The sequence below is a fragment of the Mycobacterium sp. genome, assembly GCF_019243155.1.
Lineage (GTDB): Bacteria > Actinomycetota > Actinomycetes > Mycobacteriales > Mycobacteriaceae > Mycobacterium.
The window spans coordinates 1-12,958 of sequence record NZ_JAFAUS010000047.1 but is presented as its reverse complement, the minus strand read 5'-3'; the positions used below and the strand labels follow the sequence as shown (position 1 = coordinate 12,958).

The 12,958-nt window shown below is 64.5% G+C and carries 14 protein-coding genes; 8 read left to right on the top strand and 6 right to left on the bottom strand.

Annotated features, from left to right (window positions below; translation table 11 throughout):
* The first annotated feature begins 445 nt into the window (after nucleotides 1-445).
* Nucleotides 446-889, top strand: coding sequence for a VOC family protein (locus tag JOZ00_RS02550; protein ID WP_293339192.1), 444 nt, complete (start codon nucleotides 446-448; stop codon nucleotides 887-889).
* A gap of 4 nt (nucleotides 890-893) precedes the next feature.
* Here the strand turns inward: JOZ00_RS02550 and JOZ00_RS02545 are convergent, their stop codons facing one another.
* A complete protein-coding gene (locus JOZ00_RS02545; RefSeq protein ID WP_293339191.1) occupies nucleotides 894-3,524 on the bottom strand; it encodes a LuxR family transcriptional regulator in 2,631 nt (876 codons plus the stop codon).
* Nucleotides 3,525-3,713: 189 nt separating this feature from the next.
* Between JOZ00_RS02545 and JOZ00_RS02540 the strand changes: the two genes are divergently transcribed.
* Nucleotides 3,714-3,881, top strand: a complete 168-nt coding sequence (locus JOZ00_RS02540) for a hypothetical protein (RefSeq protein ID WP_293339188.1) — start codon at nucleotides 3,714-3,716, stop codon at nucleotides 3,879-3,881.
* 3 nt (nucleotides 3,882-3,884) lie between these two features.
* Here the strand turns inward: JOZ00_RS02540 and JOZ00_RS02535 are convergent, their stop codons facing one another.
* Both JOZ00_RS02535 and JOZ00_RS02530 read right to left on the bottom strand, forming a co-directional pair.
* Nucleotides 3,885-5,156, bottom strand: coding sequence for a serine/threonine protein kinase (locus JOZ00_RS02535; protein WP_293339187.1), 1,272 nt, complete (start codon nucleotides 5,154-5,156; stop codon nucleotides 3,885-3,887).
* 17 nt (nucleotides 5,157-5,173) lie between these two features.
* On the bottom strand, nucleotides 5,174-6,598 hold the full coding sequence (locus tag JOZ00_RS02530) for a S8 family peptidase (RefSeq protein WP_366022236.1): 1,425 nt from the start codon (nucleotides 6,596-6,598) through the stop codon (nucleotides 5,174-5,176).
* 328 nt (nucleotides 6,599-6,926) lie between these two features.
* Here JOZ00_RS02530 and JOZ00_RS02525 point away from each other — a divergent pair, with 328 nt between their 5' ends.
* The 3 genes from JOZ00_RS02525 to JOZ00_RS02515 all read left to right on the top strand — a co-directional run bounded on the left by JOZ00_RS02525 (nucleotide 6,927) and on the right by JOZ00_RS02515 (nucleotide 8,821).
* Nucleotides 6,927-7,649: a hypothetical protein gene (locus JOZ00_RS02525; RefSeq protein ID WP_293339184.1), complete on the top strand. Its 723-nt coding sequence runs from the start codon at nucleotides 6,927-6,929 to the stop codon at nucleotides 7,647-7,649.
* A 90-nt stretch (nucleotides 7,650-7,739) separates the two neighbouring features.
* Entirely contained in the window at nucleotides 7,740-8,168 is a 429-nt protein-coding gene (locus tag JOZ00_RS02520) for a hypothetical protein (protein WP_293339181.1), read from the top strand.
* A 74-nt stretch (nucleotides 8,169-8,242) separates the two neighbouring features.
* On the top strand, nucleotides 8,243-8,821 hold the full coding sequence (locus tag JOZ00_RS02515) for a carboxymuconolactone decarboxylase family protein (protein ID WP_293339178.1): 579 nt from the start codon (nucleotides 8,243-8,245) through the stop codon (nucleotides 8,819-8,821).
* A 67-nt stretch (nucleotides 8,822-8,888) separates the two neighbouring features.
* Here the strand turns inward: JOZ00_RS02515 and JOZ00_RS02510 are convergent, their stop codons facing one another.
* Nucleotides 8,889-9,917, bottom strand: a complete 1,029-nt coding sequence (locus JOZ00_RS02510) for a GTP-binding protein (RefSeq protein WP_293339198.1) — start codon at nucleotides 9,915-9,917, stop codon at nucleotides 8,889-8,891.
* Nucleotides 9,918-10,234: 317 nt separating this feature from the next.
* Between JOZ00_RS02510 and JOZ00_RS02505 the strand changes: the two genes are divergently transcribed.
* A complete protein-coding gene (locus JOZ00_RS02505; RefSeq protein WP_293339176.1) occupies nucleotides 10,235-10,465 on the top strand; it encodes a DUF6400 family protein in 231 nt (76 codons plus the stop codon).
* 237 nt (nucleotides 10,466-10,702) lie between these two features.
* Here JOZ00_RS02505 and JOZ00_RS02500 read toward each other — a convergent pair whose 3' ends face one another.
* Together JOZ00_RS02500 and JOZ00_RS02495 are read right to left on the bottom strand one after the other, a co-directional pair.
* On the bottom strand, nucleotides 10,703-10,939 hold the full coding sequence (locus tag JOZ00_RS02500; RefSeq protein ID WP_293339174.1) for a hypothetical protein: 237 nt from the start codon (nucleotides 10,937-10,939) through the stop codon (nucleotides 10,703-10,705).
* A gap of 153 nt (nucleotides 10,940-11,092) precedes the next feature.
* Nucleotides 11,093-11,305 carry a hypothetical protein gene (locus tag JOZ00_RS02495; RefSeq protein WP_293339172.1) on the bottom strand — a complete coding sequence of 71 codons (213 nt, stop codon included), beginning with the start codon at nucleotides 11,303-11,305 and terminating at the stop codon, nucleotides 11,093-11,095.
* Nucleotides 11,306-11,633: 328 nt separating this feature from the next.
* Here JOZ00_RS02495 and JOZ00_RS02490 point away from each other — a divergent pair, with 328 nt between their 5' ends.
* Both JOZ00_RS02490 and JOZ00_RS02485 read left to right on the top strand, forming a co-directional pair.
* Entirely contained in the window at nucleotides 11,634-12,065 is a 432-nt protein-coding gene (locus JOZ00_RS02490; protein ID WP_293339195.1) for an MmpS family transport accessory protein, read from the top strand.
* Nucleotides 12,062-12,958, top strand: an 897-nt coding sequence (locus JOZ00_RS02485; RefSeq protein WP_293339170.1) for an MMPL family transporter, incomplete at its 3' end; no start/stop codon positions are given. The genes JOZ00_RS02490 and JOZ00_RS02485, both read left to right, overlap by 4 nt.

The following is a 12,958-nucleotide window of genomic DNA, read 5'->3' as shown; positions in this document are numbered from 1 at the left end:
TGGGGCCACCTTGCGCAGACCGGGATCCAGCACCTGTTGCGAGGTGAAGGCCTTCCCGGTCTTGTTCGCCATCGAGTGCCCTCTGTTCCGTTCGCGCCGGTAGACACGCTGACCATACAGGATGGGGTTAGTGTCCCCGGGCGCTCGCGGACGGCCGCTAGGCGTGCGACGTGCCGGGCATCATCGGAGCCGTCAGTACACGCCAAATCCATTGCCGGACAGCCTGGTCAATCCGGCCGGCCGCCGCGCGCCGGCGTCGGCTACGCCGACCGGCTCCGCGGGTTGACCGGATGCCGTCGACGTACCTCCGCTCAGTGGGTCTCCGAGTCAAGATCGAGGAATTCTTAACGATAGCCGCGGTCAATTCGGCGATCGGTGCTTGCGCCTGAAGGCGCGCCCGGCAGGCAAAATCGTGTGGTACCCGGTGGTTTGCGAGAGGACGCACATGCTTCAGAAACCCCAGATCGGCGTGTGGCCGACGGAGCTGCCCGCGGTGCAGGTACGCATGGCACGACCGACAGCCCAGCTCGACCGAATAGTCGAGTTCTATCGAAATGTGTTGCGGTTGCCGCAGTTACACCATTCGGCTGATGACGAGTGGTCTGTGGTTATGTTCGGGCTGCCCGGCGATCAGTACAACATCGAATTCGTCGCCCATCGTGACGGCATCGACGGGACTGCCCCGACGCGGGAGAACCTGCTGGTGTTCTACTTCGGTTCGCCGGCGGAGCAGCAGGCGGTGGCGGAGCGGTGCCGTCAGGCAGGCGCCGAGGAGGTCGAGCTGGATAACCCGTGGTGGCATACCAACGGCGCTGTCGCTTTTCTCGACCCGGATTCCTGGACGATCGTACTGATGCCGAACTCCGTGCCCCTGGTGCATGGCGGGTAGCCGGCTAGCTGACGCGGGGAGACTTCACGAACGGGCCGATGAGTTCGGCGAGTTCGGATCTGGTGGCCGCATCCACCCGTGCGCACGCCCGATAGATGTGGCCTTCGATGGTGCGGATCGACAGCGTCAGCGCTTGGGCGATCTCACTGTTGGACAGACCCTGAGAGATGAGGATGGCGATCTCGCGTTCGCGGCTGCTCAGCGGTAACGGCGTGGCCGCCGCCTGGGTTGCCGGGGTCCTGGCCCCGGTAACGGCGATCAGTTGATCGGCGCGACCGCAGGCGGTCAGCGCCGGCCCGCGCCGATTCTGTCGACGAAAGGCGAGCGCCGCGTGGGCGGCCGCGTCGGCTGCGGCGACGCGATCGCCCATCGTCTCCAAGTCATGAGAAACGGCCAGGAGAGCCTCGCCGCCGTCGCGCGCGGCCAGCGCGGCCGCCCATCGGGCGACCAGCCCTGCCCGTCGGCCGTCCACCAACTCGGCGAGTTCGGCAAGTCGGGCGGCCGTGTGCTGATCGCCGAACTGAATCGCCGCCTGCAGACAGACGACCTCGCGTCCATGCTGTCCATGGATGCGCGCGAACCGGGCCGCCTCCCCGGCCAAAGCCTGCGCCGAAGAGATGTGTCCGCGTACCGCTGCCACCCATGCCTCGGCCAACAAGCTGTCCGACTCGCGATAAGCGTGAGCCGGGTGACGACGGCGCGTCATCTGAGCAAGTGCGACGGCCGCCGCATCCACGTCGCCGGTAAGGGCCAGCGCTACGGCGTAGTCGATACCGAAGTTGTGGGATCCGCCGTCCGTCGCCTCGGCCAACTCGGTGACCGCCTGGCCAAGGCGCTCGACCGCGGTGCGCAGGTCCCCGCTGGCCAGGGCCGCTCTGCCACTGATGGCCGCGGCGAAAGTCAGAGCTCGGCCGGGAACGTCGGCGCATTGTTGGTAGGTGCGGTTCGCGACGGTCAGGGCCTCCGTGATGCAGCCGCCTACGATAAGCGCCTGCATGTAAAAGACCACCAGGATGACGGCCTGGTAGTACGTGGCTTCCGGTGAGGCCGCGGCCAGCTGGGCGGCCTCCTCGGCGATCGCCCCGGCCACCAGGGGCCGTCCCAAGTCGCCCAAAGCGATGCATTGTGCCCACGCCAATATCAGCGCCGGCAGGGCGGTGAGCTCGGTTCGATCGATGGATTCATACACTCTGAGCGCTTCGGCGGGCTGTGCCTCGACAGCGAATTGCACGGCCCGGAAGGCCAGCATTCGGTCCGAGGCCGGGCTCGACGCCGTGCTCAGCGCGTCGTCGACGACCTGCCGCGCTTGCTCGGGGCGACGCAACGGCCACAGCAGGTTGACGGCGCGCAGACTTACCGCGGTCGACTTGGCGGGTTCGGGCAGCGGGCGCGCGCTCAACGGCTTCAGGAGATCCTCGGCTTCGGCGCCGCGGCTCAACATCGTCAGCGCGTTTGCGCGCAGGAGTTCGGTGTCCACGTCGGCGCCCGCACCGACGGCCGCTTCTGCGAGTCGCTGGGTCAGATCCGCGTCCAGTCGTTGGAATGCCGTCTGGGCGGCTCGGGTGTACACGTGGTGATCCGGCGCCAGATTCGACTGCATCCACAGCACGGCGAGCCGGACCGGGTCGGGGGCGGCCACGGCGCCATTGGATGCCGTCATGGAGCGAGCGATTCGTCCCCGCAGCCGCTTGAGACGCAGCTGTCCAGCTCGCGCGAGCCGGACCTCCCCGTAGAGCGGATGACCCAATCGCACAACGCCGCCCCGCGTCTTGCGCGAAATCGTGATCAGGTCGCAGCGCTCGGCATCCTCGATCGCGGTTGGGTCGGCCAGGGCGGTCAGGTAGGCCAGTTCGAGGGGCTCGGCAACGGCGACCAGGTCGATGACCTCCAGGACCGCCTCGGGCGCGGCGCCGACGCGCAGGTCCACCAAATCGACCAGCGTTTGTGACACCTCCATGGTCCCGACCCATCGCCAGTGGTCGTCGCGGGGTACCAGGCGTCCGGCGTGTAATTCCTGGGCGACCAGGTGGTGCAGGAACAACACATTGCCACGGGTCATGCACCACATCCGGTCGGCGCAGGGGATGCTCACCGGCCCACCCAGCGCCGACTGCAGCAAACCGTCGGATTCCGCGCGTGAAAGGGGCTGCAGATCCAGCCGGCGCAAGTGTCCGTCCTTCCACAGGGCTGTCACCGCGTCGGGCGGCTGTGCGCCGGTCCGGATCGTCAGGAGCACCGTGGCCGCCCGCCGCTGCACGAGCTGGTGCAGTACGAACGCCGACAGGTTGTCGAGCAGGTGGGCATCGTCGACGACCACCAATACCCGGGTGTCGTCGGGCGACGCGGTGATCGCCTTGATAGCGCGGCCCACCAACTGAACGGGATTACCCCCGAGCCGCTCGGCCCACTGAACACAAGCTCCGAGCGGAACCGACTGAGCCGCAAGGGTTCCCGCCAACCATCGCACCACCATTCCCCGCCGCGACGCGGCGGCCATCGCCTCGCGGGCGAGCCGGGTCTTACCCACTCCCGCCGAACCAGCGATCACCACACCTGCGTGTGGTCCGTCCGCGCCGAGCACCTCGGCAACGACCTCGAGCTCTTCCTCGCGACCCGTCAGCGGCCAGGTCTGCATTCCGAGAATGCTAAATGACCTTCCCACGCGGCGCCGGGAATCCACATTTGTACTTGTAGAAAGCCCACGGGAGTCGGGCGGTCGGGCCGAGGTCCAAAATTCGAGTAGCCCACTACGCATGCGCTCCACACCGGACGCGTGGAGAGTTAAGGCTCAACAACACGACCTGAGAACCGGGAGAAAATCACGATGAACGGTCCGAATATTGCCCGGGACGTCAGGCGCGGCCACCTTCGACTGGTTGAGCCCCTTGGCGAATCGGAGTGCAGCGACGAAAACGCGGACGAATTTGGGCCGCTGGACCTCAACTGCGACATCGACCCCGACGACCCGCCGCTGACCATCCTCGCTTGGTGATCGTCACCCTCCCAGTCCCGCGGCCGAGACGACCGCCCACAGAATCTCCGGATGGCGAATGTCGCTGTGCGCGCCACTGAAAGCTGAGAGGTTCGCGCAGATCACGGCGTTGGCGTCGATGTCGTAAAACGTTGCGCTCTGAAACCCATAGGGCTTGCCGGCGGCCTGCAACGTCTGGCGATCCGGAGTGGGATTCTGCTGATATCCGTCGTGGCCCACGGCGCCCCAGCGGTACACCAGATCGGTGGCCGATTCGCTGTCCTGGTTGGCGAGCATGCTGGCCGCCGGATACCACCAGCCGACCGCACGATCGGCGCCGCTGAAGGTGGCCAGTAACGGACCATCGACCCGGTTGACCACGCTGGCCAGTGCCCCCGACCGATTCGGATCGACCATCAGCGGCGTCCCGAAAGTGAAGTGTGAGAAGGCGCCCTGGATCAGCGTCAGCGATTTGACCGGACTAGCGATGCCGGTCTGGTCGGGTCGCAGACCGGCGAGGCTGTAGGCGACCAGTCGGGCACCAAAACTGTGGCCTATCAAATGAATTCGTGGCGTCCCGTCGGGACCGCTGAGGTTCGCCAGCAACGGGCCGAGGCCCTGTTGCCCGACGACCCCGGCGCGGTTCTTCATCTCGTAGTAGCTCATCGTGCGCAGCACTTCTCGGGCCCCGTTCCACAGCCCGGCGAACGGGTTTCCGATGCCCTCCGCGTTGCCTGCGCTTTGGGGCGTCATGGCGGCGGCATGGCCGAAGGCGGTCGCGGTGTCGACGGTCATGAGCGCGGCCTCGCCGGTGTCTTCGACCCCCTGCGCAGGCGTCGTCACCAAGCCCTTAGCGAGATCGTGAAACTGGATCAGCGCGTTCGGGTCCTGAGGCCGTTGGTCGAGCAGCCGGCCGATGGTGGTGACCTGCGCCTGTTGGCTGGGAAACGCCGGAGCCAGCGCGTCCGCGAGTTGAGCGCCGGTCGAAGGCACCTGCGGTGCGGTTGCCGGGTCGTCGTCGGGGAAGAGAAGCGACGGCCAGATGACTCCCACAGCAGCGCTGGTGGACCGGTGCGCGCCGAGTTGACCGGCGAGCAGCCCGAACATTGCCTGGTAGAGGTCCCGGGCGGAATCTACGCCATTGTTCCAGCCATGGGACAACACGAACAGGTCGGTGATGCCGCCGGCGTTCACGGCGACCGCTAGGCCGCCGTCACCGTTTCCGGTGCTCGTGTTGAGCGTGCCGTCGGCATTGAAATCCACTTCGAAGTAACGCAGTCCTTGGATATCAGTCACGTTGAAACTCCTTTGGCTCAGACGGTGGACATGACTCGCATGAGGTCGACGAGGCCGGCTCCCTGGAAAAACTCGTGACGGCCGAGGTCGGTGGCGGTGCTGACGAACAGCTCTTTGACCATTTGCGGCTGGCCGATGTATTCGGTTCGGGCAGACAGGAATGCGGCCACCGCTCCGGAGACATGCGCGGCCGCCATCGACGTCCCGCTGTCGTCCACATAGCAGGCCAGGCGGGCCGGGTCACCGCGGCCGGGCTGCAGCGGGCCGACGCCGGCGACGAGCCGCCCCGTGGCCGCCGAGGTGATCGCTTCGCCGGGGGCGACAAGATCGGGTTTGGCCCGACCGTCCATCGTGGGGCCCTTCGACGAGTTGAAGGTGATGCCGTACGTATGCGGCCGTTCGCGGTGGACGGATCCGACGGTGATCGCGGTGGCGGCGTTGCCGGGGTCGGTGATGGTCGACAGCTGGCCGAAGACGTCGCCGCCGATGCCCGCGGTCAGGCCGCTGGCACCGGCGTTGCCGGCGCTGACGACGGCGGTCACCCCCCCTCCCACCAGTAGATCCACTTCGCGGCACAGCGGGCTCTGGCCGGCGGCGAACTCGGTCGGCGGCCAAGGGCAGCCGAGGGACAGGTTGACGCCGTGGATGCGCAGATTCCTTCCGTTGTTATTGATTTCGCGCACATAGTTGAGGGCATCGAGGATCACGCTCGACACCGTCGACCCGTTGTCGTCGAGGACCTTGAGGCTGACGAGGTTGGCCTTCGGCGCGACGCCGGACAGGATGGTGCCCTCGGCGAGCGTGCGCGACACCCACTGCGGCAGGTTCTGCGCGATCGGCCGGTTGTATGCGATGCGTAGCTTCTTCGGATCGCGCGGAGCCTGACCCGCGATGATGCCGGCGACGTGGGTGCCGTGTCCGAAGAGGTCAGACAGCGGACCGCGCTTGGCATTTGGGGTTGAGGGGATGGTGAAGTCGCGATGCAGGTTCTTCACGACGTCGGCGGTCAGCGTCTTGTGAGTGGCGAAGTGCGGATGGGTGGCGTCGATGCCCGAGTCGAGAACAGCCCACACCACACCGGCGCCCGTGCAGCCGAAAGTGCGGGCTGCCGCGTCGGCCTTGATGGTGGTCACAGAGCGGTCCATGTGAGCTTTGACCACGAGGTCGGGCCAGATGCGGTAGATCAACTGCAGGGCCCGCGTTGTCGATGCGGCCGTGGGGGACGCCCCGCCTTGCACTAAGCGGGTCATCTCGTCGGCGCTGAGCACGCAGCGCAGGTAATGCCGAGCGATCGGTGTTGGATCCGGCGGCGCGTCCGGTCCGGCAAAAATGTCGGCGAACAGCTGAAGAAAATCGTTGCGCACAGATCGAGAATCCGCGCCGGGGTCGACGCGGAGTTCGACCAGCACGAGGCGCCGGCCCTCGTCGTCGGCCAGCACCATCTGCGACGCGTTCGCGGGCACGTTTGCCGTCTGCCCGAGAGCGAGCGGACTGATGATCGTCCGGCGGCGCGGGTCGGGCGGTGGCGGAACGGCGGTCACGGACTCGGACGCTCATCGACGCTGCTGGTGGTCACCAGCAAATTGTGCAGGCTCGGCGCTCGAGTGGTCGCGAGTAATGCACTACGCGTTTTTCTTGTTCGCTGCGATCTCGGTCCGTCCAGTGGACCGGGATCTATCGACGGGACGTTTGTTGATGCGCAATGAAGTTCTCAACTGCGTTGTCGAACACGTAGCGACCCGGCACTTTGATACGGAAAAGGATGGAACAATGGCCACTTCAACCACGAGGCACTTCGTGGCAAATGTCCAAAATGGCGACGCGCCTTCGCCGGCGCCGTCGGAGAACGGCAACACAGCGTCCACTCCCGATACCTCGGGCACCCTGCAGACCTTTGCGCTCGACGATCTGGCTCAGTACACGCGCGAAGGCGCCTTCGGTCCGACGGCCAGCGCGGATTTCCGGGTGTTCTACGTCGGTCGTGATGACGTCCACGGCGTGCTCGTGCACCTGTTCTCGCGGGCCAGCCTGAGCGTGAAGATGAACATGTTCGGTTACGACGATGACGAACTCAACCAGATCATCCTGAGCCTCGTCCACGACCCGACGGTCATGGTGCAGGTCACCTTGGACAAGTCGCAGTCAAAAGGCGTCCACGAGAAGGCGATTCTGGCGTCCGACGTCGTGCAAGATCCCGAGGGCTACGCGGCCGACTTCGCGGTCGGACAATCCGACACGCACCAGATCAGCCACACGAAGGGTGGTGTGCTCGACGGAATCGTGGCCTTCGAAGGCTCCACCAATTGGTCATCGTCTGGCGAGGGGACGGGGATCAGCCTGGGGCAGGCGAAACAGAAGTCGGGCTTCAAGGCGCAGAACAACACGCTGTCGGTGTACGTCAACTCGTATGAGATCGCGAAGTTCTCAGCGCGACTGGACTACGAACACGGTGTCGCGGTGCACCAGAGTCAGCCGGCGGCCGCAGCGTCATAACCGCGGATTCTTTCTTCAGCCCCGTCGATCGCACCGCCTGGCTAACATCCGACGTGACGCACCGTGCGTCGGTAGTCAGGAGGAACCGTCGTGTCGAACCAGCTGCATCACGTGGTCATGCTCAGCCATTCGGCGACGAGGTTCGTCGGGTTCCTCACGGAAGTCGTCGGAATGGAAGTGCAGCACAGCTTTCGGGTGCCGGGGGAGATACTCGAGACGACACTCGGCTGGCCCCCGTCCGATGGTGCCGATGTCACGATCCTGGGTAGCGGCATGGCGGGACTCATCGAAGTTCTCGATGTCCCCGAGGCCCTACATAACACCGCTCCGGAAGGCCTTGCCGCGCTGTCGTTTATGGCCGACGACTACACCGCCACGTTGGATAGGGCGCGCGAATTCGCCGGCGAAGTGACGGCTCTCGACACTGGCGTGCCGGGCGTCGACCTGTTCATTTGCACCATGGGCGGAGTGCCGATGGAGTTCATGGGCAGTTATCAAGCCGATGCGATGCAGAGTTAGTGGCGCTGCCGTCCGGCGGCGGTGATACTCCAGGTGGCCCAGATACTCGCTCGGCGTAGCTAGGAGACGATGACGTGACTCGGATCGTGCCTTCGGAGGCTTTCGCAGCAGTGCCGCTAGACGACCTTGGCCAAGGCGATCGGATCAACCTCGGCGTGGCCGCCATCATCGGTCGACTTCCTGCGGTCGCCGAGGCGCTTGGTGCATTGAATTCGGCATTGCGGACAAGCGGAACGTTGCCGCCGCGGTTGCTCGAACTCCTGCGGCTTCGCATCGCGTTCTTCAATCAATGCCGGAGTTGTATCTCGGTGCGCTATCAGAGCGCCATCGACGATGGGCTTGATGAAGATGCCGTCTGCTCGCTGGAGCGGCCGGCCGATGCGGAGAATCTGTCGGCAGCCGAGCGATCCGCCTTGCGGTTCGCCGACCTGTTCGCCACCAATCATCTTGCGATCGACGACGCCGTCTACGACGAATTGCGGGAACATTTCGGTGAGGACGAGCTCGTGGAGCTCGGTCTGCACTGCGCTATCGCGTTGGGCGTCGGACGGCTTTCGGCAACCTGGGATGTCACTGACGACCTTCCCGAGCAGAACGGGTCATCCGAAATGTTGGCACCGTGGAGCGCGGGTTCGGTGGTCGCGTCCGGCTAGACAGCCCGAAAGGATGATACCCCAATGGCACTGCGCCACAGCATAATCCGTCACAGTGACGTAACGGTCACGCCTGGCGGTACCGGCGGAATCGGTGAATTTCGGCGGAAGTCGGTGGACCGGTGGGTGGGCTCAGCGCGGCCTGGAGCCGCGACCGGACGGCATCGGTGTCCAGCTGCATCCCGATCGCGACCAGGCAGTTGGCTGATACTCGAGGCGGTGCGCTCGCAACGTGGATCGTGGTGCCGACCAAATTGACGACGTAGGTGTGCGTGGCTGCTGCGCTCTGTCGTATTCTCACCGCCCCCTTGAGCCTGTACACCCCAGTCGGTGGATCCTCGAGCAAGTCGACCAGCACGCCCGGGTCGATCTCGCCGTCACTGGTCGCTGTGACCGAGTCTGCGTGCGCATTGTTATGGTCGTGCACCATCGGGCCGGTGGTGTCGACGAGCAGTTCGCGGATGGAGAGCTGGCCGGGTCCCGCGCGCGTTCCCGTCACGTCGTAGAGCAGGCCGGGATCGATTTGGCCACCGGTCGCCCCGACGACGGTGACTCGCGGATTGCGTTCTTGCACGCGCCGTTCCACTCGCTCAACCGTGGCGGTGCGGTCGTCGTGAGGGAGTTGGTCAAGCTTGTTGACGACGACGAGAGAGGCCGCTCCGTAGCGGGCGGGTGGGGTAGGGCCGACGTCGACGGTTTGGAAGTGGGTCGCGGCGTCGACCACGTCCACCAGTCCGCCGAAGCGCACGCCGGCGACCTCGCTGAAGCCGATCATCCGGGCGACGGCAACCGGCTCCGCCAGGCCGCTTGCCTCGATGATGACGGCGTCCAGATTGAGCCGGGGATCGGCGAGCTTGGTCAATGCGTCGTCGATTCCGCCGTCGTCGGGTAGGCAGCAGATGCAGCCGCCGGCGATTGAGGCGGGCTCGTCGACCTGTCCGGTCACCAACATCGCGTCGACGTTGAGTTCGCCAAAGTCGTTGATAATGACCCCGATCCGAGCGTCCGGACTGCGGAGCACGTGATTGAGAAGACTCGTCTTGCCGGCGCCGAGATAGCCGGTCAGCCCAATCACGGGGATCGCCTGCCGTCGTATCACGCTGTCGAGGTTAACGCCGCGGGCGGACAGCAGCGCGCACAGGAGGCCGACGATTGACCCGGCCTGGCGTGCTATCCGAATAGTCCAGCGACACAGGGGAATTCGTCACCGTGACGTATTGACGGGCGGTAGCCTGAGCTGCCGATTCCGGTGCCGGGGGAGCCTGGGGCTGCAAAACGGTGTACGGGTGTCGCCGCTACGTACCGTCAGATGTGACGAACATCAACCGTCAACAGTGATGTAGGTAATAGCCCGATGGGGCACATTCGGGTCATCCTTGCCGATTGTTTGCAGATTTAACGGCTGGGAGTGTGATGGCCAACCTCGACTTTGCCTATGACCTGACCCTCGACGAGGCGCGTAGACGCAGCGCGATGCTCGAAGCGATGGGTGACGACTGGGATCCCATCGAAGTGCTGGCCGAGGAAGAAAAGGCCTACGACATGTTGTACTCGAACCTGGACGAGGATCAGCAGCGGGTCTACGACGAGCTGGTCTCTGCCGGCGTCCTGCCTGAACGGACGGCTGCTCGTGCTGCCGATTGATCCGACCGCAGACCGAGCCCGGCGTGCATGGTTGCCGTGCCCGTCCTGCAATCACGGCGACAGGTGCGGCGATTGCCGAAGCAGCCGAAACTGCGATACGCACTGGCAGTATCTCCTGAGCAACAGGGGGACGTTGGTGCACCTGCAGTGCTCGGGTTGCGGCCATCTCTGGTCGACCGACACGCATCGGCGCTCGCGCCCCAAGCGCTCCTGGTATAGGCCGAACTAACAAGCGTCCTAATAGCGCTGCGCCACCAAACAATTCGTCACAGTGACGTATTCATGGCGATAAGCGGGCTCGATGTAGAAGCGGTTGGTACCTGCCGCATAGGCCCGGCGCCCCGGGTATGACGCCGGCGCGCAACCGCGCTCGTCAATCAGATCTGTAGTTGCCGCTTGACGCGCTGGGCCGAACGCGACGATCGACTGGCCGGGATAGAAGCCGAAGCCGGCGATGTCGTCGTCGAGGAGCACTCTCGATTCCTGGCCGTGCAGTTCAGGCTTTTGCCGATAAGCGACATTATGTCAAGTTGATTACGCCATCTTCACCTGAATCACCCAGGTCAACCCCCCCAGTACTCGCGGACCCGCTCAGCGGACTACGGCAGCGCCTGCCACGTGGATCCGTCAGCTGGCCATGCCGGCGAAGAACGCGCCGCTAATGAGGCCGATGATCATGGCTATGAGCACCTGCCCGAGCGCGGCGGCCACAAAAACGGCGCTGATCGCCGCTATGAAGAGCATCCATAGCAGGCTTACCCAAAGCCGGTGAGCGGTGATCAACGTCCCCGCGGCAGGAGACGGACCGGCGATCGCCGCACGATTCTGCCTTCGGATCATCGACTACTCCATTCATGAATTTGGTTACAAGTTTATGCTGCCAGTGAGCTGAATCACAGCCACGGCGGACACGTGCCGCACTCCCCGATCGCCGGGGTTAAGCGCAAAAACCGCGTCTTTCGACGACGTCTCCCAGGTGACGGCCGCTCCAGGCAGCCGTGGCAGGCGCCGGTTGTGCTGTGCCCCCCGTTGGCGGGGCGTCCGCCCGTTATGAGGTAGGTTTTTTACGATCGCGTCAGGGAACTCCGGTTCCGTTATGCCGAACGACATGGCTACTCGACTGCCATGTGTCTTGAATGAACGAAGCAAGGGGGCAGGGGCTGCAGTGGTGTACCGGCTGATGAAGCGCTTCTGGATCCCAATGCTTCTTGTGGTCGTGGTCGCGCTCGGCGCTTATGCCATCCTGCGTATTCACGGGTCCGGAGGACCGCGAGCGCCGAAGTCAGCGGAGGGGTCTGGGATTACCGCGAACTTCAACCCGAAGCACATCACGTACGAGATCACCGGGTCCGGGGGCACCGCGAACCTCAACTACCTCGATCAGAACGGTCAACCCCATCTCGTCGAAAACACGCCGCTGCCTTGGTCATTCACGATCGTGACGACCCTGCCGTCGATGTCGGCCAACATCATGGCTCAGGGTGACCGAAACGTCAGCGACCTTCGATGCCGGGTCACGGTCGACGGCGACGTGCGCGACGACCGGACCAGCACCGATTCGATTAAACCGTTCATCTACTGCTTGGTGAAATCCGTATGAGCAACCCGCATTCGAAGCCCCATCGCCCCTTCTTGGGGCGGATGGTCCGGATCTTCTCGCTGCCGATCATCGTGTTCTGGGTGCTCGCGGCGGTCGGTCTGGGCATCCTGGTCCCGTCACTCGATGAGGTCGCGGCGAGCCGGTCGGTGCCGATGAGCCCGACCAATGCGCCGTCCTATCGGGCGATGCTGAATATCGGCAAGGTCTTTCAGCAATACGATTCGGATTCTTCGGCGATGGTCGTGCTCGAGGGAACGGACAAGCTCGGCGATTCCGCGCATATGTTCTACGACGAGATCGTCGCCAAGCTGACTGCCGATCACCAGCATGTGCAGAACGTTCAGGATTTCTGGAGTGATCCGCTGACCGCGGCGGGCTCACAGAGCGTGGATGGCAAGTCCGCGTACGTGCAGATCTTCCTCAACGGCTCGCAGGGCACCAGTGAGAGCCATGAGTCGGTGGCTGCTGTTCGTCACATCGTCGATTCGGTGCCAGCACCGCCGGGTATCAAGGCCCACGTCGCCGGCAACAGCGTTCTCAACGCCGATACCAGCGTCGCCGGGCATCAGAGCATGGCGACGATGGAGTTGGTGTCGGTCGCCGTCATCATCGTGATGCTGCTCGCCATTTACCGCTCGGTCGTGACGATGCTGGTGTCCATGGTCATCATCGGCCTGGAACTTTTTGCCGCGCAGGGTGTTACCGCTACAGCGGGTTACCTGAAAATCATCGGTTTGACCCCGTACGCGGTGAGCATGGTGACCATGCTGGCCTTGGCCGCCGGAACGGATTATGTGATCTTCCTGCTGGGCCGATATCAAGAGGAACGATCGAAGGGCTTAGATCGCGAAGAGGCGTTCTATGTGTCCTATCACGGTGTCTCGCACGTCATT

Coding starts and splice junctions, on each gene's coding strand:
- JOZ00_RS02550 (WP_293339192.1), top strand. CDS start 446: ATGCTTCAGAAACCCCAGATCGGCGTGTGGCCGACGGAGCTGCCCGCG.
- JOZ00_RS02545 (WP_293339191.1), bottom strand. CDS start 3,524: ATGCAGACCTGGCCGCTGACGGGTCGCGAGGAAGAGCTCGAGGTCGTT.
- JOZ00_RS02525 (WP_293339184.1), top strand. CDS start 6,927: ATGGCCACTTCAACCACGAGGCACTTCGTGGCAAATGTCCAAAATGGC.
- JOZ00_RS02530 (WP_366022236.1), bottom strand. CDS start 6,598: ATGGTGCTGGCCGACGACGAGGGCCGGCGCCTCGTGCTGGTCGAACTC.
- JOZ00_RS02495 (WP_293339172.1), bottom strand. CDS start 11,305: ATGATCCGAAGGCAGAATCGTGCGGCGATCGCCGGTCCGTCTCCTGCC.
- JOZ00_RS02505 (WP_293339176.1), top strand. CDS start 10,235: ATGGCCAACCTCGACTTTGCCTATGACCTGACCCTCGACGAGGCGCGT.
- JOZ00_RS02540 (WP_293339188.1), top strand. CDS start 3,714: ATGAACGGTCCGAATATTGCCCGGGACGTCAGGCGCGGCCACCTTCGA.